Origin of the sequence: Paenibacillus cremeus, assembly GCF_007786445.1 — a bacterium.
Taxonomy (GTDB): Bacteria; Bacillota; Bacilli; order Paenibacillales; family NBRC-103111; genus Paenibacillus_G; species Paenibacillus_G cremeus.
Map to the genome: position 1 here is coordinate 1 of NZ_VNJI01000053.1, position 21,640 is coordinate 21,640.

Genomic DNA, 21,640 nt, shown 5'->3' on the forward strand with positions numbered 1-21,640 from the left:
AAGATGTCATAACCTCACACAGACCTACAAGAAGGGCATTCGGAACGCCACCGAACATTGCCTTTTTTCCGCATTGGCTTTAAACATAAAACGTATGATAAGAGCGGTATAAGGGGGAAGTTAACCACCGCAAATCACAACAATTCAAGAGAAAATATGCCAAAAACTGAAGTATGGCTAGGGAACTTACTCCCTAGCCATACTTTGTCAACAGTCCCTAAACCGTATGCTTTTTAGCAGCATCTCCATAATTATAAGCGTATTTTAGCTGCTTTGCAGAGATGTCAGAAACTTTTACGTCGCTGATTGGTTCGATTTGAATATAACTTGGAAGGAAGGTATTGCTCATATATGTCTTCTCACGATTGGCCCATTGATCCACCGTATCTCCATCGACAGCAGAGGTAACACGGACATCCACAGAAGCCTTCTCATCTGCATTATACAGACTGATCCATTCACTGCTTGATGCTTTACTCCAAGTAGCAGGCACATTCAAGCTAATACCGGAATTGGGCATCCGTATAAGTTCTCCATCCATCTTTTACCGTGGAAATATCCTTCACATCGGACTTACTTCCCGTGAATTCCGGAGCAAAGCTATCGATTAGGTCGTTGTAAAAGCTCATTTTTTCATCACTCTTGTAATTTTCTTCTTTCTGCACATAAAGAGTGATGATATACAGCCGATTGTTTTGCTGAATCGCACGATAGACGGTATACGCTGATTTACTATCCTTCGTTACGACGCTAGCATACGGATACTTGGCATTCGAAACGTATGTCTTACTAATAATGGTCCCGCTCACATCGTCGGTGATTTCTTTAATTAAGGCATCATTGGATAATTTGCTGTCCAGATCGGAAATTCCGATATAAAGAGCGTACTCGTTTTTCGCGTCCTTGAATGTAATCGAGCTGTCTCTAAACGATTGATTCGACTTGATCAAGCCCGTAGGATACTTCATAGACCATTGAAGGTAGCTGTCGCCAATGAACGTTTTGCCGGCATCCTCGTCAATGTTACTGCCCCCGTCCTTAGTATCCGCAAGCTTCACGCCGCCGGTGATGGTGATCGATTGCGTGCTGGCATCAAACTCCACCTTCGCGCCGAACGTTTCGGAAATAAAGCGAAGCGGCACCATTGTCGTTCCATTCTTCAATTGCGGAGCGACTGGAATATCGATCTTTTTGCCGTTCAAGGTACCTTCTGTGCTGCCGATTTTTAAAACGATCACTTGGTTGCCATACGCCAGTTCGACGGACTGCGTCTGGTCGTTCCACTTAATGGTCGCGCCAAATGCGGTCGTGATGACACGCAGAGGTACCAGCGTCGAGCCATTATCCAAGAACGGCTTTTCCACCTTGATCTTGGAATCGTTCATCTGCATTTCTTCGTTGTCGATCTGTAGACGAATATTAATGTTTTTGCTTTCTTCCGCTCCCGCAGGCAGCACGCCTACGGAGGAAATAATCATCGTGCTCAGTGCGATCGACGCCAACAATTTGTTCATAGAATGGATTGTCCCCTTGCCATATAGAATATTTTCTTTGTCTTTTTATTTGCTTTCGCTTAACACGAGCTCGCGCTCTACCAGGTCTCCGCCCGACAGCATTTTCAACGTCACCGTCTGGCCTGGCGTGTATTTCTTGAGCAGCTCATTGACGTCGACAATCGTATTGATGCTTACGCCGTCAATGGAGTAAAGCAAATCGCCGGACACGACGCCCGTCTTCTCTGCTCCTGAATTTTTATTCACAGTAATGACCTTCAGCGGATCTTCCGTAGGCAAGCCGACCACTGCGGCCCAGCTTTCCTCCAGATTCATCCCGAGCGTAGAACGATTTACTTTGCCATACTGCATAAAGTTGTTGATGACATAAATGACCGTTTCCGAAGGAATGGCGAAGCCGATGTTATCGATTCCAGCTGCGGCATACTTCAAGGAATTGATTCCAATAACCTCTCCCTTGGCGTTCACCAAAGCTCCCCCGCTATTGCCAGGGTTAATGGCCGCATCCGTTTGCAGCAGGCGATAGGTAGAGTTCACAGAGCGACCGAGTCCGCTGATGATTCCGGAGGTCACCGTATTCCGCAACGTGAATGAGATCGGTGTACCGATGGCAATAACCGGATCCCCGACCTCCACATCCAATTTCTCAGCAAAAGTGGCTTTCACTAGATCCGTCGCATCGATTTTCACCAGCGCCAAGTCGCTTTCTTCATCGACATACATTTTTTTGCCTGCGTATTGATGTCCATCGTAGGTAACGACCGTGATTTGCGCCATATCTTTGACTACGTGCGCATTGGTTACGATCCAGCCATTGGATTCCCAGACGACGCCTGTGCCGTGAATCAAGTTAAAGCGATCGTTCTTGGAGGAGCTTTCTCCGCTTTTGAGCTGTGACTTGCCGATGATGGCAACCACCGACGGTGAGGTTTTCTTCGCAATCTCGACGATCGGATCGCTGGTTTCGAAGGTGTAGGTCCCGGAGCCGGAATCGTAAGAACCGGAACTAGCACTAAGCAGTCCCTTCAAATCGCTCAGCTTCACATAAACATCTCCGTTAATGTCGGTTGCCTTCACTTCATGTTCTTGTGCAAAACAGGCCATCGGACTGCTTATAGCAATAGCAGCGGCAATGGGGAATACGATAGCGGTTTTCATGCGTTGTGGATTAAACAGCGGGTGACACTCCTTCCATAAATTAGGCAAAATAGTACGATTCATATTACAATTGACGGCAACAGTATGGCAGCGAGAACCAAGAGTGTCTCTACTATATGAATAAAGACTACCATTGATTATGGTACTATTAGCCAACATTAAATTAATATTAATATAACCTTAAAGAAAAATCTGTCGGATTTTACACAAAAATATTAAATATAGCCAAACAAACTATTAAAAATATATAAAAAAAGAGCCCGACCTTATTCAAAGGTCGGACTCTCTTCTTCCGTACTATTATTTCAGTTCCGTAATAAACCGATCCACTTCGCCGTTCGGCGTCGTCATAGCTTCGTATACTTTTACCGTAATGTTGTTGCGAACTTGGTCTTGGTTGAGATTCGTGAAGGTCAGCTTCTGCTCTCCGCTCACAATATGATTCACACCTGTCAGTGGGAAGGACGTGGAGCCTAACGAAATGCCTAGAGCATCCACCAGTTCGAATTTCAGCTTCGAGAAGTTCGGATCCAGCACGACATCAGGATCACGAGTAAGATCTAGATCCAAGCTTAATTTATACGTATACGTGAAGCCAGTCGAACCCATACTTGTCAACTGAGACAGCGCCCAGCTCTTAAAGTTCAGTGTAAACGGATAGAGCGAAATGCTTTTTCGATCGTCATCCCCTTGCACCTTCACGTTGTAGCTGGCGATCGTGGACTTGTACGTCGGTTGACCTTGTGCGCTGCTTCCAAGCAGACTCTGGATATTCAGCGTATACTTGTCGTTCGTATCGGTCGATGGGATGTTAAAGCCATAGCTTACGACAACCGCTGTACCCGGAGCAATGTCTGTTGTACCTACGGTTTGGCGAGTGCCAGTATAGGCGTTTCCGTCTTTGCCAGCCAGCTCCGCTTGGAACGCAGGCATTGGGATCGGCTTATCGCCTCGGTTCACCAGCTTGAACTTCGCTAGACCGGTTTTGTTACCTGCTTCGGTATTGTCTGTAACATGCAGCTCTTGCAGCGAAACCGCCAGACTCGGGTTAATAAAGTTATCCGACGAGTCAAAAGCCATTGTCGAGCCGTACGTATAGTCTGCTCCTGTCGTTACAGTGGTATCCCCGGTCGGCAGACGGAAGCCGATGCGGCCGGTATAGTATTGGATCGGTGTTGTCGCGCCTTGCTTCAGGAAGCTTTCCTGCGCTAGCACATAGAAGGCATTCAAAGTCGTGTTCGCATCGGTTGTGACGGCAAAATGAATGTTCTTAGTCTCACCCGGATTCAGCGTGATGGCTCCCTCTTCCACTCGTTTACCGACGTACGTCTGGGTATCCGACTTGCCGCTAAGGGTAAAGTCCGGCACGGTTTCAGCGTAGCTGCCCGTATTAACGACTTTCACTTGCACGAGATAAGTTGGCGTTTGTCCCACAAACTGCTTAGACAACGTGGTAGCCGAATATTTCAGTGCAGACGTCACGCCCGGTGCGGAGAAGGATGCACCCCAGTCGCCCAAAAGCGTCGAACCCGTGATGACCGCGTCTTTCCCGCGCCATACCATCGATTGAACCGGAACCTCTGCAAGCAATGTTTCTTTCTTAGGATAAACGGTCAGATCTACATCGATAAAACGCAGCGTCGACAGGTTAATGTCCGTTTTCACATTCACGTCAGCCATGTAGCTTAGCGTCACATCGCTCTGCGGGTTGATGGACTTCGCATTGCTTGCGCTTGGTTGAAGCGTAAGCACGGTGCCATCCGTCGTTTGCACACGCAGCTCATAATCAGGAACACGCACGGTCGAGCCCGTCGTGTTATCCAGCTTTACAACTGCACCGATTCTCCAGCCGTCAACAGTTTTCTCTTGCAGCACGCTTTTGACGCGGGCATTCGTATTGCCGTTCAACGCATAAGCGGTAAGTACTTCCGCAGGGATCTCTCCGGCGGATATTACACCAGGGACATACTGCTGCTTCGCCTCATACGAGGAAGTGACCAGCAGCTGACGAATCGCCGGGGACACGCCGCCGAACGTACCGTCGGCTTCTTTGCCCATCAGGCCCAGCTGAAGCGCCAACGCTGCATAGCCTTTTGCCCAAGAGGACACGGTGCTGTCCGATGTCAGCCCTGCCGTTGCTTTCGCTTCAGCGTCTTTGTTCAGACCGCGAAGCAGGAAAGCGGCCAATTGCTCTTTGCTAACTTCACCAGCCGGATTGTATGTGCCTGGTCCGTAGCCGTCGGTGAGGTGAGCAGCTTTCAGCGCCTCGATATAAGGCAGTGCATAGCCGTTCGCCGGGTCATTCGCACTCACGTCGCTGAAGCTGGAGACGCGCAGCGTCGTGTCCACCTTCAAGCCGAAAACCAGCGCAGCGACTTTAGCGAATTGGGCGCGGTTCATGCGGTCGTTCACCCCGAACACGCCATCGCTCACGCCATCAAAAATGCCGGCCGAGATCATCGCATCGAATTTGGCCTTCGTTGTAGCATCCAGTCCTGCCAGGTCGCTGAAATCCGTGGACGATTTGGCCGCCGCAGATCCGACCGCCACGTTCGAGAAAACAGCCAGTGCCATAGCCGTGCTCAGCATTACGGATAATGATTTTTTCATAAGTAGTAATTCTCCTCTCCTAATTAAAGGATTCTATAGTTACTCTTTCACTCCAGCTGCTGGAGCCGCCGCCTTTTTCCGTTGAATAAACAAGAGAACGAACGGGATGCATAAAAATGCCGGAATAGCAGATAAATAAAAGGTATCGGCAATCGAGCGCACGAGCGCTTCCTTCTGCATGAAGCCTGCCAAATAGGCAGCCGCCGTTCCTGTCGCCGTAGCCGTATCCACCGACCACGAATAAATCGCGCCGGTCAGCATCGACAACGTGTTGTTGGCGATAAGCGAATCCACCTGAACGCTGTCCGAGATATGCGAATAATGAACGACCTGACGATTGCTCATGATTGCCGTAAAAATCGCGATCCCGAGGGAACCTGCCACCTGACGGCAAACATTGGACAGCGGCGAAGCATTACCTACCTGCTGAGGCAATACGGCGCGCATCCCTGCCGTAGTGAGAGGCATCATACATAAACCAATCCCAATCCCGCGAATCGTGAGCAGCGTATCGAGCCAATGATTCGGAGTATCGGTAGTCAAGTGATGCAGCTCCAGCGTCGTAACCCCGAGAATGGATAGCCCTACCATACAAAGCGGAACGATCCCGAACCGATCCGCCAGCTTTCCGCTAATTGGCATCATCAGCGCCATGGCGACCGACTGCGGCATCATGACAATGCCCGTCTGCATGGCCGAGAGCCCTTGAATATTTTGCAAGTACAGCGGCGTTAAAAACGTACCACCCATCATCCCCATCATAACTAATGAACCCGATATCACGCTAATGGTAAATTTAAAGTTTTTAAACAATCTTAGGTCGAGCACTGGATTCTTGCTTCCAAGTTCCACCCAAATGAGGAGCAGTAGACTAAAGACGGAAACATACAGCAGGCTGACAATGAACAGCGAAGTCCAGCCCTCTGACTGCCCTTTACTCAATGCGAGCAGCAAGCTCCCAAAGAACGTCATCGACAGAAGCGCTCCGGGTGTATCAAACTTCAAACCCATTTTTCTAGGCGAGTCTTTGAGCAGGATCTTCCCCATGATAACAGCCAAAATCCCGATCGGCACGTTAATGAAAAACAACAGGCGCCAGCTGAAATTTTGAATCAAATAGCCGCCAAAAGTGGGACCCAAAGCCGGGGCACACATCGCTGCAACGCCCCATAGGCCGATCGCTGTACTGATCTTCTCCTTCGGGAAGGCCGAATAAATAATCGACATCCCGATGGGCATAATAAATCCGCCGACAAAGCCTTGGAGAATCCGGAAGGCGATCATGGAGCCCGCACTCCATGCTAAGCCGTTTAACCCGGAAAATAACGTAAACCCGGCGACAGAATAGACAAAGATCGTCTTATTGCCGAATCTCGCGCCCAAGAACCCACTCATGGGAATAACCATAGCCGAAGCCAATGTATATCCCGTAATAACCCATTGCATGGTATTAATATCCGAACCGAAGACGGAAACGAACTTGTTCATCGCTACGTTCATTAAGCTGGAGTTGAGTACCGCTACGAACGTACCCATGACGATCGCGATGAGCGACAGCCACATTTTCCCATTATCTTCCGATCCCGGTTGATTTACTGCCGATGCTTCGGCCATAGCTCTAGCCTCCTATCCGGCTTTTACCTGCGTGCCTTCGGAGATTTTGTCCGTCGGATTGACAATGATTTGATCATTGGCCTTCAGCTTATCGCTGGCTTGCACATAAACCCAGCTTTGGTTTTTCTCTTCCGTTTTCACTTCCACGAGGTGCGCCGTATGATTATTATCTGCAACGAATACATATTCTTTCTGATCCTTTTTCACGATCGCGCTCTTCGGCACTTCCAAACGGCTGTCCTGTGTCCCGTTCAGCTTCACTTCCGCTACCATCCCGGCAAAGAGCTGACCGTCTTTATTGTCCATCTTCACCTTGACAGGGAATGTGTTGCTGTTCGCGTTGGAAACCGGGCTAACGAAAGCAATAACGCCTTTGAACGTTTTACCCGGCAGGTTGGCGACCGTTACATCAACCGGCATCCCCGTTTTCACTTGAGCAATTTGGCTATCGGCCACACTAAGCTCGACTTGTACTTGATCCATGTTGACCAGCGAAAGAATCTGCACGCCTGCCTGCGCCAGCTCGCCAACGGAGATGCTCTTCTTCACAATCATCCCGTCAATCGGCGCGGTTACGGTTGCGTTGCTTAGGCTGCTGTTTGCCAGCTCCAGACCAGCGCCAAGACGCTCGACGTCCGATTTCAGCGCTTTAATCGTGTTATCTGTCGCACCGACCTTAGCTAGCTGAAGCTTGGAGCTTGCGCCCTGTACCTGTGCCCCCGCCGCTTTTTGTGCTGCCTGCGCCTGAGCATAAGCAGCTTGGGTACGTTGATAATCCATGGTGCCTTTATCCAAATCTTCTTTGGTTACACCTGAGTTGCTGTCATAGGCATTACGTAAACGATTATAAGTGCTGGTGGACAAATCGAGTGCAGCCTTGGCTTGCTCTACTGCAGCCGTAGCTTGATCATATGCGCCTTGAGCAGCGTCTACCGTGCTTTGCAGCCCGTCGATCTCTTGCTTGCGGGCTCCGGCTTCCGTATCGCCCAGCTTCGCTTGCGCGCCTTCTAGGGAAGAGGCAGCCTGCTTCACTTGCTCCTCCAGGTCTGTGGTTTCGAGCTGTACGAGCACATCTCCCTTGGCCACTTTGGTGCCTTCCTGGACATTCACTGCAGCTACCTTGCCGGATACCTTGGATACAATCTTAATGTCTTGATCCGGAATAATTTTACCGCTGAGGCCTGCGGTAGCCGTCTGGCCAAGCTTCATTAATTGAACCGACTCGCCAGCAGCCTGCGCTTGGCCGGAAACGGCCGATCCGCAGCCGGGAAGGACGATCACAGCCGCAAGCGCTAAAGCTGCTGGGGCGAGCATTACATTTCGTTTTTTCATGGGGGCTAGCTCCTCTCTCTCTAATTATGAGATACTTTTTAAGTGAATCTTGATCGTGGCACTAATGCCCGGCGACAAATCAAGATTTTGATGATCGTCAATCGAAATTTTGATCGGCACGCGCTGCGTAACCTTGGTGAAGTTGCCGCTCGTGTTCGTGGATGGAAGCAAGGAGAACGTAGAGGCTGTCGCTTTGCTGATCTCTTGCACTTTCCCGGTCAGCACTTTGCCTGAGAAGCCGTCCAAATGGAATTCAACCGCCTGACCCTCATGAATCTTGTTGATCTCGGTTTCTTCAATGTTAGCCGATACGTACAATTTGTTCGTATCTACTACCATCGCTACCGTTTGACCCGGCGAGGAAACTTCTCCGGCCTTCACCATCGTCTTAATAACGGTACCGTCAATCGGCGATCGGAGCGTCGCTTGATCCAAGCTGCTCGTCGGCAAGTTGTTGTTGTCCTGTGTTCCGATAATTTGATCGGCTAAGACATGATCCCCTTCATTAACGCCTAAAGACGTAACTTTACCTGTGATTCGGGGCATGACTTTGTAAATATCACCGGCCAGCCTTGCATCATCGGTAGAGATGTAATTTTGACCTTCGTACCAGAAGTAACCGCCGATCCCGCCACCAACAACGACCAATGCCGTTAAGATGACATACAATAACGCTTTACGTTTCATCCTTTGTTCCTGCCTTTGCTTAAAATTTGAAATCCTTAAAACACAAAGAAATTCCCCGCATTGAACTGTTTCTTGGCGCTCAGGCGGGCAATTTATTCATTGTCTCCTGCTATTAGAGCCAAAAAGTTGACTCACCTCTCAACAAGTTGTAGTATGAAACTATATTATATGACGACCTAATGTCCTGTCAAATGTCAAACTATTTCAAATATTTTACTGAGGTGACCATAGATGAATGAGCGTTCGTTTGAAGTTATAGAGCTGGAATTGGCGGTAATGGTACGCCGGCTTACAGCGATGAGCTATGCCAAGAAATATGAGCTCGACCGTGCGGCCTTTCTAATTCTGCATCAAATTTCTACGCAAGGCCCAGCAGGAGTTAAAGCGCTTTCGGAAGATTTTCGAATCGATATCTCCACCGTTAGCCGACAGGTTGCGGCTCTAATTCAAAAAGGCTATGCACAAAAGGTTCCCGATCCGCTGGATAAACGAGCCTTCTTCGTGGAGCCGACGGAATTAGGAAAAACGAAACTAGGCGAATTTAGAAAAGCCGGTTCTGCCCGATTGAAGGAAATGACGAAAGAGTGGACCGATGAGGAATGCCGGATGTTCGGTCAGCTGCTGCACAAGCTGAATCGAGCTGCCGCCGATTTGGACCCCTCATTTAAATGCGAATAAAACGAAGAAAAAGCATTGCCACGAGCCAGATCTCCATTTGGAGCTTGAGCTGCCATGACAATGCTTTTTTGTTTCATTAGAATGCGGCGACTTGACCGTCGGTGCGAGGCTCCGTACCTCCGACCAGGACACCCGTCTCGTTGTCCCGCCAAATGATCTGACCCCGGCCAAACGGAATGGAGCCGAGCGTCCACTTGGCATCGTGCCCTTTGCGCGCTAACGCTTCTACGATATGCGATGGCGTAGCATGCTCGAACTCGATCGTTTTGCCTTCCATCCACTGCCATCTTGGAGCATCCAGCGACGCTTGCGGATTGAGTTGGAAATCGACCGTATTCATCACCATTTGTACATGGCCTTGCGGCTGCATGAATCCGCCCATTACGCCGAACGGGCCTACAGGAGCGCCGTCCTTCGTCATGAAGCCTGGGATAATCGTGTGGTAAGGCTTTTTCCCCGGCTCCAGGCAGTTGTCGTGCGTCGGATCCAGGTTGAAGTTATGACCGCGGTTATGCAGCCCGATGCCTGTGCCAGGCACAACCAGACCGGAGCCGAAGCCCATGTAGTTGCTTTGAATGAACGACACCATGTTGCCTTCGCCATCCGCCGTACAGAGGTACACCGTACCGCCTCTTGGAGGCGTGCCCGGAGCCGGCGTCAATGCTTGGTCGCCGATCAGGCGGCGGCGCTCTTCAGCATACGCTGGAGACAGCAGGTCCTTCACGCTGACAGACATTTTGCGAGCATCGGCAATGTACTTCTGGCCATCGGCAAACGCCAACTTCATCGCTTCGATCTGCTTATGGTAGGTGTCTACGGTATCGCGCTCGCCAAACTCATAGCCCTTCAAAATGTTAAGCGCCATCAACGCCACGAGACCGTGACCGTTCGGAGGAATTTCCCACACGTCGTATCCACGGTAGTTCACGCTGATCGGATCGACCCACTCCGGCTTGAACGCCGCCAAATCTTCTTTGCGGATATAGCCGCCGTATTGCTTCGAGAAGCGGTCGATTTTCTCCGCTAGATCTCCGCGATAGAACGATTCGGCATCCGTATCGGCGATCTCTTGAAGCGTCTTGGCATGATCCGGCAGACGCCACATTTGGCCGATCTTAGGTGCTTGACCTTCTGGCGAGAACACGCGGAACCACTCTTCAAACTGCTCGCCCTTCAGGTTCGCTTTGAAGATATCCGTCGCGCGCTTCCAATAGATGCCTGCGGAGATCGGGAAGCCGTTCGCCGCGTAATCAATCGCCGGCTGCAGCACTTCCTTGAGGGGCAGCTTACCGAACTTGCGGGATAGCTCTGCCCAGCTCGCCGGTGCACCCGGTACCGTCACCGGGATAAAGCCATACTTCGGAATTTCCTTCACGCCTGCAGTGTTCAGCGCGTCAACGGAAATGCTTTGCGGTGCAGCACCGCTGGAGTTTAGCCCGTGCAGCTTGCCTTGCGTCCAAACGAGGGCGAACGAATCGCCGCCAATTCCGTTAGCGCTTGGCTCGACCACCGTGAGTGCAGCCGCGGTAGCAATCGCCGCGTCGATGGCGTTGCCCCCTTTGCGCAAAATCGAGAGCCCCGCCTGCGCTGCAAGCGGCTGCGAGGTAGCTACCATCCCGTTACGCGCATACATCGGCGATCTGCGGGAGGCATAAGGATGATATCGTGCATCAAAGTTCATGAGATTGTTCTTCCTTTCAAACCAATATTCCGGATAAAACCAATCCGCCATACACAAATGCGCCTAGAATGACAAATGCGGGATGAATCTTCCCTTTGGTGAACGCCCAGAGCGATACCGCACCGATCCCTAGCGAGTGCCAAATCCCGATGGACGTATACGATACGTGCGCCAGCTCCCAGGTCATAGCGATCATCATCACGGCCAGCACCGGCTGCACCAGCAGCGACATGCCTTTTACCGCAGACGATTTACGGAAGCGATCCAACACTTTAAGCAGCACGATCAGGCCAATCGCCGAAGGCGCTACCGTCGCCAAGGTCGTGACGAGCAGCCCTACCCAGCCCGCCTGCTGATAGCCGACAAATGCGGCGATCTTGGTGGCGATCGGCCCCGGCAGCGCGTTGCCTACCGCAAGCACGTCAGCGAATTGAGCGGTCGTAAGCCAACCATAGTGATTGACCACCTCTTCTTGAATGAGTGGAATCGAGGACGGCCCACCGCCGTACCCGAGAATGTTCGCAACAAAAAATCCCCAAAACAGCTTGAGCAGTATCATGCGGATGCCCCCTTCTGTGCGGCTGCATCCTTAGCCTTGCTTCGCGACGCCATGAGTCTGAAATGAAACGCGCCATAGAGTAACGCGATAGCCACGACGATCCCCGGATGTACATCCAGCACCGACAGCAGCACGAACGCGATCACTCCAAAAATCAAGGCCCCGAGCTTTCCAAGCCCTTTGACCGACTTCGCAGCAAATTCGTACGCCATCTGCCCCAGCATCACGGCAATCACGGGTCGTACCGCCGCAATCATGCCCGCCACCACTGGCGAATGCTGCAGCATGTACAGAAAGCCCAGCAAGGCGATCATCGCCAAGCTGGTTGGGAGAATGTGAGCGAGAACGGCTACAACTGCTCCCATCGTTTTGTTTAACCGGTATCCGCAATAAGCGGCCATTTTCGGCGCAATCGGACCCGGCAAGGTGTTGGCAATGGCCAATATTTCGCCAAACTCGTTATCGTCCATCCATTGGTACTTCGTTACTGCTTCGTAACGGATCAGAGGGATTACGGAAGGCCCGCCGCCAAAGCCCAAGACGCCGGCTCGTGCCATGCCGATCGTGAGCTCTTTGTAAGTTTTCGTGCTCATAAGCTGCTAATCCCCTTACCACGCTCTTACAGCTTCATCCCCATTCGGCTCTTGTACCGGCGCAGCAGCAGCTGGCTGTCTACGCGCACAATCCCCGGCATGGCATAAAGCGTTTGGAGCAAAAAGTTTTCCATCTCGTGCATATTTCGAAATACGCCGTGCATATGCAGCGTACTCGGTCCCGACATATGATATAGGCTTGTTACTGGAGGTTCTTTGGACAGTTTCTCTGCGACCTCGTCCAAAAATCGCGGTTCAATATCCACGTTGAAAAATGCCGATACCTGGATTCCAACCTTCGCCGGATTGATGACCACGGTGAAGCGCTCGATGACTCCCTCCTCAATGAGGGTGGAGATCCGCTGCTGCACAGCGATCCGGGACAAACCGATTTTTTTGGCCAAATCGGTATACGAAATTCGGCTGTTCTCATGCAGCGCTTCTAATATTTGCTGGTCCACTTCATCCAATTCCATGGTCGGCATCACATTCTCTTCGGAATAGGCATAAACCATCGTAATACCTCCATTAAACTATCGTTTAAGCTTAGGGTCGAGCACTTCGCGAATACCGTCGCCAAGGAAGTTAAATCCGAGTACGACGAGGAAAATCGACATCCCCGGCCAAATCGCCAGTGTCGGTTCAATATTCAAGTAGCCCTGCGCAATATGCAGCATCGAGCCCCAGCTCGGCTCCTCAGGTCTGGCCCCAAGGCCCAAGTAGGACAAGCTCGCTTCGGCAATGATCGCCGCGGCCATGGACAACGTGATTTGCACCATCAGTGGAGCCATGGAATTCGGCAGCACGTGCAGGAACATGATCCGCCAATTGCGCGCGCCGATCGCTTTGGCCGCCTGGATGTACTCCAGGTTGCGAACGGTCAGCACCTGCGCTCGCGTGATCCGAACGAAGGCCGGCGTAAAGCCGATCCCGATCGCCACCATCGCGTTGAAAAAGCCGCCGCCAAGCGCCGCCGCCATCGCCAGCGCCAAAATCAGCGAAGGAAACGCCTGCATCGCATCGACCAGACGCATAACGACCCAATCGTCCCAGAAGCCCCGGAAGTAACCCGAAAGCAATCCGATCGGTACACCGATCACTACGGCAATGCCTACAGAGACGAGTGCCGCTTCCAGCGACAATCTAGCGCCATACAGCAAACGGGAGAAGGTATCTCGTCCGAGATCGTCCGTGCCCAGCCAATGATCACCACTCGGCTTCTGCAGCAGATCGGAGTAATTCTGGTTGAACGGGTCATGGGTGGCCAGAACGGGAGCAAAAATCGCCGCAATGACGAGCAAGCCAATAATAATCGCGCCGCATACAGCGAGGCGATTGCGAAGAAATCTGCGCAGCATGATCCGGCTGCGGCTCTCCGCTTTACCCAGCGTATCCTGGTTCGTAGGGGTATTCATACGGTTGCTTGGTTGGGAAAGGTTGGCACCTGCTTGCGTACTCATTTATTCGGACCCCTTCCCCATTTTGATTCTTGGATCAATTAATGCATACGCCAAATCAACAACAAGGTTCACGACAACGACCATTAACGCAGAGACGAGAATTGCGCCTTGTACGGTGACATAGTCACGACGGAAGATCGACTCGACAATCAATCGGCCAAAGCCCGGAATCGAGAAGATTTGTTCCGTGATGACCAGACCTCCGAGCAAACCGGCTACAATCAAGCCGCTGGTGGTTACAACAGGCACAAGCGCGTTTTTCAGCGCGTGGCCGAGCACGACCGCACGCTCTTTCAGCCCTTTGGAGTACGCCGTACGGACGAAATCCGCATGCATCACTTCCAGCAGGCTGCTGCGCAGCATCCGCATCAGTACTGCCGACTCCCTGAGGCCTGTAGCTACAATCGGCATGATCATCGCAGACAGGTTGCCCAGCGGGTCCTCCGAGAACGGAACATAGCCCGAGGCAGGAAGCCAGCCCAGCTGAACCGAGAAAAAGACGATCATCATCATTCCCAGCCAAAAGTGAGGAATCGACATGCCGCCGAGCGCCAAAATGGTGCTGAGATAATCGACCCATTTGCCTTGACGGGTTGCAGATAAGATCCCGGCTGGAACCGCGATCAGCAGCGAGACGATGAAGGTACCGATTGTCAGCTCAAGCGTTGCCGGAAAGCGTTGCGTGATGAGCTCCCATACCGGTGAGCGATCGACGAGCGAGCGCCCCAGGTTTCCCTGGAGCACTCCTCCCATCCAATCGAGATATTGAATCACGATAGGCTTGTTTAAGCCAAGCTCGTCACGCAAAGCCGCCACCGCATCCGGCGTCGCTTCTTGTCCCAGAATGACCGTTGCCGGATCGCCCGGAAGCATATGAAGTAATGAAAAGACCATTATTGTTACAATGAAGATGACAGGAACGGCCATTAGCAGACGCCTGACTAAAAAAGCCATACGGATTCTCCTTACTTACTGATAGTTGCCGTACGGACCAAGCCGTCCGGAATGTACGCGAAGCCTTGTACCCCTTTGGAAATACCGAATACGTTGTTGGAGTGCCACAGGTAAACATATTCGTCGTCGTCGTTCAAAACCTTCATCAGATCGTTGTAAATCGTTTTACGTTTCGCCTCGTCGCCTTCGGCACGACCCGCTTTCAGCAGCTTGTCCACTTCTGGGTTGCTGTACTGGGAGTAGTTGTTGGAAGCGCCGGTGAAGGCAAAGTCAAAGATGTTTTGGTCCGGATCCGGTCTTCCGCTCCAGCCTAATTGGGCGGATTCGTGGTTGCCGCTCTTCGCTTGCTCCAGCAAAGTACCGAATTCCACTTTTTCCAGGTTCACAGTGATGCCTGCAGGCTTCAGCATGCTTTGTACCATTTCGCCCACTTGCTGGTTCGTCGGCGTCGTTCCGATTTTAAGCGTGAAGGAGAAGCCATCCGGCTTGCCTGCTTTTTTCAACAGCTCTTTCGCTTTCTCGACATTTGGTTTTGCAGCTTTATCCGAATCGCCATAAGAGAAGTGAGACGGTGCATACGGGGAATGTGCAGGCGTACCCGCTCCGTTCAGTGCTACCTTGATCAATGCGTCACGGTCAATCATCAGATCCACGGCTTGACGCAGCTCTTTGTTATTGAACGGCGCTTTGGACGTATTCAAGTGAATCCCTTGGTAGCCTTGGCCCGCCAGGTTCATGACCTTAATGTTTTGATCGTTAGCCATGTTCGTGATTTCTTTATAAGGGAAGTTCGTCATGATATCGACTTGCCCGCTCTTCTGGTTGGTCAAACCAACGTTGGAGTCCGTGAACACTTTGTACACGACTTTATCCAGGTATGGCTGCCCTTTCACCCAGTAGTTCGGGTTTTTCTCCAGCGTTACGGACGTGCCCTTCACGCGCTCTTTATATACGAAAGGACCTGTACCCACTGGGTGGTTAAGGAAGTCTTCGCCGTATTTTTTCACCGCATCAGGAGATACGATCATCCCGGCACGGTCTGTCAAAACCGACAAGAATGGTGCAAACGGGTTTTTCAATGTAACTACTACTGTATAAGGATCTGAAACGGTTACCTTGTCCACTTCGGAAAGCTCACCGCGGCGAACGGAGTTCTTTTCCATGTTGCGATCGAACGTGAATTTTACCGCGTCAGCGTTGAAGTCCGTACCATCCTGGAATTTTACGCCTTGGCGCAATTTGAAGGTATACGTTTTTTGGTCTGGGGAAATTTCCCATTTTTCAGCCAGCATCGGAATGATTTTCCCGTTGGCATCCGTATCTACTAATTTGTCGAAAATACTTTGAAACACTTGACGGTCTACTAGAGCAGTCGAAAGGGATGGATCCAGCTTCGGCGGATCCGCATTAATCTCAATGCTGAGCGTACCTCCGGCTTTAGGCGCTGTTGTCGCAGCAGCCTTGGTATCAGTTGATGCAGGTTTGGTAGTAGAGGCGGCCTTATTGCTGCTGCAGCCTGCTGCAACCATAGTAAGTGCCAGTAATGCGCTTAACCCCCAGCGAAACGATTTCTTCATTGCTTTACCTCCTTAAAGTAGTTGAATAACCAAATTATTACTTAACAATCCGAAAGCTTTTCTCTTTGGTCGCTTTCGTTTTGTATACTATACGACGAAAAACTACCAAATTCAACAATAAAATTAACCATTGACTAAACAAAAGGTTTCTGAGAAAGTAGATAATAAAAAAAAGCAAGTGGTAATCGCTTCCCATCGCTATATTACAGGGAGAAATGAGGGTCTTCGATGTCTAATTTGCTCGAAATTCGTCAGCTTAAGAATCATTTTATTAGCGAGGGACGCGTCATTCCCGCTGTCAACGGTGTCAGCCTAACCTTACAAAAGGGTGAAACCCTGGGGATTGTTGGTGAATCCGGCTGCGGAAAAAGCGTTACGTCTCTTACCATAATGGGTTTATTGCCTAAGGGCGGGAAACGAATAACCGATGGGGAAATCCTGTATAAAGGACGCAACCTGCTGAACGTACCGGAAGAAGAAATGCAGCGCATTCGCGGGAACGAAATCGCGATGATTTTTCAAGAGCCGATGACGTCGCTGAATCCCGTGTACACGATCGGCAAGCAGCTGAGCGAGATGGTCATGCTGCACCGGGGCTACAATAAAGCACAAGCCCGCGAGCACGCCATTCAGATGTTGAAAAAGGTGAACATTCCGCGCGCCGAAGCGATTGTGGACGAGTATCCGCACCAGCTGTCCGGCGGGATGCGCCAACGCGTGATGATCGCCATGGCGATGTCCTGCGATCCGGAGCTGCTCATTGCCGATGAGCCGACCACCGCGCTCGATGTGACCATTCAGGCGCAAATTCTGGATTTGATGCGCGAGCTGCGCAGCAAGCAAGGTACCTCCATCCTGCTGATTACGCATGACCTGGGCGTTGTGGCTGAGATGTGCCAGCGCGTCGTTGTCATGTACGCAGGACAAGTCGTGGAGCAGGCGGATGTGATCTCCCTGTTCGAAACCCCTTCGCATCCGTACACGCAAGGTCTGCTGGAATCTATGCCGAAGCTGGGCGAAGACAGCAAATGGCTCAAATCGATTCCCGGTAACGTTCCGCTGCCTGGCAGCGTGAAGCAGGGATGCCATTTTGCATCGCGTTGTCCGTTCGTCGAGTCCAGATGTCTGCAGGAGGCGCCGCCTCTGTTCGCTCTGGAGAACGGCCAGCTCAGCCGCTGCTGGATTCATGAAAACGCCGCTAAGGAGGTCGCAGCCCGGTGAACAATCTATTAGAAATTAAAGGTCTCAAAAAATATTTTCCGATTAAATCCGGCGGCTTCGGGCGTACCACGCGCTTTGTCAAGGCGGTCGACGATGTATCTTTTGAGGTAAAGGAAGGCGAAACGCTGGGGATCGTTGGCGAGTCCGGCTGCGGAAAGTCGACCACCGGCCGTTCAATCATCCAACTGATTGAGCCATCGGAAGGGACCGTGCTGTTTCAAGGCAAAGACATGACGAAGCTCAAGGGCGGCGAACTGCGCGCCATGCGCCGCGATTTGCAGATCATTTTCCAGGATCCCTACGCGTCGTTGAACCCTCGGATGACGGTCGGGGCGATTCTCGAGGAGCCGCTGATCATTCACGGGCTGGGCTCCGCCGCCGAGCGCAAGCAGCGCGTGCTGGAAATTCTCAATATCGTCGGGCTGACGCCTCATCATTACAACCGCTATCCGCACGAGTTTTCCGGCGGCCAGCGTCAGCGGATCGGGATCGCCCGGGCGCTGATTACCAGACCTAAGCTGATCGTAGCGGACGAGCCGGTGTCGGCGCTGGACGTTTCGATCCAATCGCAGATCCTCAATCTAATGAAAGAACTGCAAGAGCAGTTTAAGCTGACCTACATTTTCATCTCCCACGATTTGTCTGTCGTACGCCATATCAGCGACCGCGTAGGCGTGATGTATCTCGGTCGCTTGGTGGAGTTGGCAGATAAGCACGAGCTGTACAGCAACCCGCAGCATCCATACACTCAAGCGCTGCTGTCGGCGGTGCCGCATCCGGATCCGCGCAAAACGCCGGAGCGCATCATCTTGACCGGCGACGTGCCGAGCCCGGCGAATCCGCCTTCGGGCTGCGCCTTCCACACGCGCTGCTCCGCTTGCATGGACATCTGCAAGACAGAACGTCCGCAGATGAAGAAAACCAAGGACGGCCATGCTGTGGCATGTCATTTGTATTAAAGCAACGCCAAAAAGGATCAACCAGACAACATCTGGTTGATCCTTTTTGGCGTTGTGGGGCGACGCGGAGTTTCCGCGCGTTGCACGTCGGGCTTGGCGCCGCTGCGGCGCTCCAACGCGGGTTTTCCGCGTTGCATGCCCTATCCCCCGCAGACCTGCGGGGGTGGCATCACGACGAACGTCGCGCGGCTCCGCTCGAAATATCGATCGCCGACGATGACACCCTCCTCGTTGCAGATTCGAATCAGGCCGCCGTGCAGATAGGTTTTTTGCTCCGCATCTAGGACCATAACATATTCCCCGAACAAAACCGCGTTGCTGAATTCGCAATCATGCGTTAATACTTTCACACCCGACCCCCAAGTCTGCGTACATGCATCCACATGGAATATGAACCTTTTTTAGTCCATCATACCTGTACCTAGACTTCCGGAGCGTCGAATTTTGTCTATCTTTATATAAAATCATTTTTACCAACGGCGTCAGCTTAACTCCGCCTCGAGCTTTTCCACCAAATCGAGAAGCTCCATGGGCGTATTAATCGTGTAATCCGGCTTTTCACTCTCGTCCGCAGGTGTTTTCGGATACCGGGGTGTCCAGGCCAAATGAACGCTTGTGATGCCAAATTCATTCGCACCTTTGACATCGCGGCTCAGGTTGTTGCCGACCATAATAATGCGGCCGTAATCCGCTTCGCTAAGATCAAGGGCACCAACCGCGGCCTTAAACATCCGGCGGTCCGGCTTGCTGACCTTCATGCACTCCGAGTAAATCATCGCGGAAAAACAATCGTATATGCCGTTTTGGACCAGCATATTTTTGAACGATTGCGCCAGTCCATCGGCCACTAAGGCCAGGGTATATCCACGCTCATATAAGTTTTTGACCATCGTATCGGCGCCCGGGATCACATTTGCCCTCAAGACGACTTGCTCGTCGTCCCGAATCTCCGTGCCCTCATCAATAATGGTATCGCCGCTATCGAGAAAAATAATCAGCTTTTTTTCGCTCATCGTCGCAAATCTCCTTAATAATCAAATTTTGGGTAAACTACAGGTTAATTGGCCGTTCAGAAGGAATTCACAGCTTCATCAATGCTGCTCTTGTATAAGAAGTGTAGTGATCGATTCTTTATTTGCGATTAATTCATCTGCAAGCTTTCCGCAAAAGCGCAGTCTATACCTAATATCATTTTTCGTTCGGTTCAATACAACAGCGGCAATGCTTCCATCCGGGTTTTTAAAGGCGGTTACCTCCAAATCTCCGCGATAAGTCGAGTGCCCGATGCGCTTTGCGCCCGGCCTGATGTATTTGCTGAAATGGCCTAAATAAGTATGGGAAAGCTGTACTTCATACATGTCGTTTTGAACGTCGCACATGATGGGGGCAATGGCTAGATTGTTGACGTGGTTTGGACCTCCGTCTTTGTCCAGAGCCAAATTCCAATCCATAGCAGCATGCATGCCAGCGTTGAAATTGCCGATCATCTGATGTGCGTACGCTTGCGCATGATCGAGTTGGTCAATACCCTCGCTTGGAATGTACTCGAATGCGCCTTCGCTGAAAATCAGCTTCTTGCCAGGGAAACATCTTGAAACAAGAGCCACCGCTTCAAAATGATCCCCCGAATACCAGTGGAACGCCACACCTCCCACATATTTATCGGCCTCTTTATCAGCGAGTGCTTCACTCATACGCTCAAACACGCGCTCTTTATTATGATCCCACACCAATATCTGAACATCGTGAGCACCCGCTTCTTCCATGGCCGGACCCAAGTAGTCTCTGACAAACTCCATTTCCTCTTGACCGCTGTACACACACGAATCCCATTTTTGAGTGGCGTTAGCCTCGTTTTGGACACTAAGCATAGTGATGTTTATACCCATATCCCAGTATGCTTTAACGTATTTTGCCATATATTGGCCCCACATGGTACGATACTCCGGCAGCAGCTTTCCACCGCCGTTTTTTTGCTTATTCGTTTTCATAAAAGCTGGTGGCGACCATGGGGAAAGTAAAAACTGCAGTTCTTCTTTTCCGTTTTGCTGCGCCATTCTAACTAGCGGGAGAATATACTCTTCATCCCTTGCCAGCGAAAACGTCTTGAGCTCGAAATCGTTCGGGTCCGTTATAGCGGAATAGTTTCCAAGGGCAAAATCGCAGCTGTCCAAATGAAGGCGGCATGTCGTATAACCAATTCCACTGGAGCCGAAATAGCTCTCAATAATCTCGTGTCGGGATTTTTCACTCATTTTGCTGAGAACGTAGCCAGACGCCTCTGTGAAAGCGCCTCCAAATCCGATAATCTCTTGGAACTCAACCTGCGGATAAATGTTGACAACTCTGTTTTCTACAGATATGTCGTCCTGAATCCATTGCACGTCCCGCTCGGTTGTTTTTTTAACTTTTCCGTCATAGGTCGTTGTTATCATTTTCATATAATCATCTCCTTATAGCTTAAGAAGGACTTTGATTAACGAAGGATCTTGCTTTTCAATGAGCCGCAATGCTTTCTCATAATCTTGCAATGCAAACTCGTGTATAATCAGATCGGTGCTGCGCGATCGCTTGTGCATTGCCAGACGCCTCCTCGATAGCGGTAAACCCTTCGCCATTGGTACAGTCCATGGCACGTTCCAAATAATCTTCCTTGGAAATATCGATGATGTGGTCAGCACCAAGCTTCAACCCTAATGCTAACCGATTTGGTTGAAAACCAATCAGCACGACTTTGCGAACACCACATACCTTGGCCATTGCTGTCGTCAATAAGCCTATCGGTCCCGGTCCAATGATAGCCAATGTATCGCCGGGTGTAATTTTAATTTTCTCCAGACCCCTGAATGCAATTGCCGCGGGTTCAATCAAACAGGCCTGTTCAAAAGGAATTTCCGGATAGGACCCCCTTTATGACAATCATTCCCCAGACATAATAGCGCCTTCATTTGGCTGGTAATCCGAACCGTTTTCATCACACTTCACGCACCCGTAAATGAAACTACGATAGGAATGGTTTCCGATTCCTTCCTTAGGCAAATGA

21 protein-coding genes are annotated in these 21,640 nt (G+C 51.0%); 3 read left to right on the top strand and 18 right to left on the bottom strand.

The annotated features are described in order from the left end of the window. Nucleotides 1-217 precede the first annotated feature (217 nt). The 7 genes from FPZ49_RS28565 to FPZ49_RS28595 all read right to left on the bottom strand — a co-directional run bounded on the left by FPZ49_RS28565 (nucleotide 218) and on the right by FPZ49_RS28595 (nucleotide 8,915). Entirely contained in the window at nucleotides 218-520 is a 303-nt protein-coding gene (locus tag FPZ49_RS28565) for a hypothetical protein (RefSeq protein WP_144853690.1), read from the bottom strand. Continuing rightward, a complete protein-coding gene (locus FPZ49_RS28570) occupies nucleotides 501-1,514 on the bottom strand; it encodes a copper amine oxidase N-terminal domain-containing protein (protein ID WP_144853692.1) in 1,014 nt (337 codons plus the stop codon). The genes FPZ49_RS28565 and FPZ49_RS28570 overlap by 20 nt, the downstream gene beginning before the upstream one ends. A 45-nt stretch (nucleotides 1,515-1,559) precedes the next feature. After that, a complete protein-coding gene (locus FPZ49_RS28575) occupies nucleotides 1,560-2,720 on the bottom strand; it encodes a S1C family serine protease (protein WP_261381669.1) in 1,161 nt (386 codons plus the stop codon). 252 nt (nucleotides 2,721-2,972) lie between these two features. Then, a complete protein-coding gene (locus tag FPZ49_RS28580; protein WP_144853694.1) occupies nucleotides 2,973-5,282 on the bottom strand; it encodes an S-layer homology domain-containing protein in 2,310 nt (769 codons plus the stop codon). 39 nt (nucleotides 5,283-5,321) lie between these two features. Further along, nucleotides 5,322-6,896: a DHA2 family efflux MFS transporter permease subunit gene (locus tag FPZ49_RS28585; protein ID WP_222429980.1), complete on the bottom strand. Its 1,575-nt coding sequence runs from the start codon at nucleotides 6,894-6,896 to the stop codon at nucleotides 5,322-5,324. Nucleotides 6,897-6,908: 12 nt separating this feature from the next. Continuing rightward, entirely contained in the window at nucleotides 6,909-8,228 is a 1,320-nt protein-coding gene (locus FPZ49_RS28590; protein WP_144853696.1) for an efflux RND transporter periplasmic adaptor subunit, read from the bottom strand. 24 nt (nucleotides 8,229-8,252) lie between these two features. Next, a complete protein-coding gene (locus FPZ49_RS28595) occupies nucleotides 8,253-8,915 on the bottom strand; it encodes an HlyD family efflux transporter periplasmic adaptor subunit (protein WP_144853698.1) in 663 nt (220 codons plus the stop codon). 231 nt (nucleotides 8,916-9,146) lie between these two features. Between FPZ49_RS28595 and FPZ49_RS28600 the strand changes: the two genes are divergently transcribed. Further along, complete coding sequence (locus FPZ49_RS28600; protein WP_144853700.1) at nucleotides 9,147-9,593, top strand: MarR family winged helix-turn-helix transcriptional regulator; 447 nt, start codon at nucleotides 9,147-9,149, stop codon at nucleotides 9,591-9,593. A 76-nt stretch (nucleotides 9,594-9,669) separates the two neighbouring features. Here FPZ49_RS28600 and FPZ49_RS28605 read toward each other — a convergent pair whose 3' ends face one another. From FPZ49_RS28605 to FPZ49_RS28635, 7 genes are read right to left on the bottom strand one after another with little or no spacing between them, the layout of a single operon-like run. After that, on the bottom strand, nucleotides 9,670-11,274 hold the full coding sequence (locus FPZ49_RS28605) for a gamma-glutamyltransferase family protein (RefSeq protein WP_144853702.1): 1,605 nt from the start codon (nucleotides 11,272-11,274) through the stop codon (nucleotides 9,670-9,672). 16 nt (nucleotides 11,275-11,290) lie between these two features. After that, nucleotides 11,291-11,833, bottom strand: coding sequence for a chromate transporter (locus tag FPZ49_RS28610; RefSeq protein WP_144853704.1), 543 nt, complete (start codon nucleotides 11,831-11,833; stop codon nucleotides 11,291-11,293). Next, nucleotides 11,830-12,426: a chromate transporter gene (locus FPZ49_RS28615; protein WP_144853706.1), complete on the bottom strand. Its 597-nt coding sequence runs from the start codon at nucleotides 12,424-12,426 to the stop codon at nucleotides 11,830-11,832. The genes FPZ49_RS28610 and FPZ49_RS28615 overlap by 4 nt, the downstream gene beginning before the upstream one ends. A 26-nt stretch (nucleotides 12,427-12,452) precedes the next feature. Then, nucleotides 12,453-12,941: an Lrp/AsnC family transcriptional regulator gene (locus FPZ49_RS28620; protein WP_144853708.1), complete on the bottom strand. Its 489-nt coding sequence runs from the start codon at nucleotides 12,939-12,941 to the stop codon at nucleotides 12,453-12,455. Between the two features lie 18 nt (nucleotides 12,942-12,959). Further along, the gene (locus FPZ49_RS28625; RefSeq protein WP_261381670.1) at nucleotides 12,960-13,886 is read right to left on the bottom strand and encodes an ABC transporter permease; all 927 of its coding nucleotides are present in this window, start codon (nucleotides 13,884-13,886) and stop codon (nucleotides 12,960-12,962) included. Next, a complete protein-coding gene (locus FPZ49_RS28630; RefSeq protein ID WP_144853710.1) occupies nucleotides 13,887-14,840 on the bottom strand; it encodes an ABC transporter permease in 954 nt (317 codons plus the stop codon). An 11-nt stretch (nucleotides 14,841-14,851) separates the two neighbouring features. Further along, entirely contained in the window at nucleotides 14,852-16,417 is a 1,566-nt protein-coding gene (locus FPZ49_RS28635) for an ABC transporter substrate-binding protein (RefSeq protein ID WP_144853712.1), read from the bottom strand. 228 nt (nucleotides 16,418-16,645) lie between these two features. On the opposite strand from FPZ49_RS28635, the gene FPZ49_RS28640 reads away from it, so the two are divergent. Both FPZ49_RS28640 and FPZ49_RS28645 read left to right on the top strand, forming a co-directional pair. After that, nucleotides 16,646-17,638 (top strand): ABC transporter ATP-binding protein, encoded by a 993-nt coding sequence (locus FPZ49_RS28640; protein ID WP_144853714.1) that lies wholly within the window; start codon nucleotides 16,646-16,648, stop codon nucleotides 17,636-17,638. Continuing rightward, nucleotides 17,635-18,597: an ABC transporter ATP-binding protein gene (locus tag FPZ49_RS28645; protein ID WP_144853716.1), complete on the top strand. Its 963-nt coding sequence runs from the start codon at nucleotides 17,635-17,637 to the stop codon at nucleotides 18,595-18,597. The genes FPZ49_RS28640 and FPZ49_RS28645 overlap by 4 nt, the downstream gene beginning before the upstream one ends. Nucleotides 18,598-18,737: 140 nt before the next feature. Here the strand turns inward: FPZ49_RS28645 and FPZ49_RS28650 are convergent, their stop codons facing one another. The 4 genes from FPZ49_RS28650 to FPZ49_RS28665 form a co-directional block, all read right to left on the bottom strand. Continuing rightward, entirely contained in the window at nucleotides 18,738-18,947 is a 210-nt protein-coding gene (locus FPZ49_RS28650) for a hypothetical protein (protein WP_144853718.1), read from the bottom strand. A 132-nt stretch (nucleotides 18,948-19,079) separates the two neighbouring features. Next, nucleotides 19,080-19,610 (bottom strand): HAD family hydrolase, encoded by a 531-nt coding sequence (locus FPZ49_RS28655; RefSeq protein WP_144853720.1) that lies wholly within the window; start codon nucleotides 19,608-19,610, stop codon nucleotides 19,080-19,082. Between the two features lie 78 nt (nucleotides 19,611-19,688). Further along, complete coding sequence (locus FPZ49_RS28660; RefSeq protein ID WP_144853722.1) at nucleotides 19,689-21,038, bottom strand: glycoside hydrolase family 30 protein; 1,350 nt, start codon at nucleotides 21,036-21,038, stop codon at nucleotides 19,689-19,691. Nucleotides 21,039-21,114: 76 nt separating this feature from the next. Continuing rightward, nucleotides 21,115-21,468, bottom strand: a complete 354-nt coding sequence (locus tag FPZ49_RS28665; protein ID WP_144853724.1) for a zinc-binding dehydrogenase — start codon at nucleotides 21,466-21,468, stop codon at nucleotides 21,115-21,117. Nucleotides 21,469-21,640: the final 172 nt, after the last annotated feature.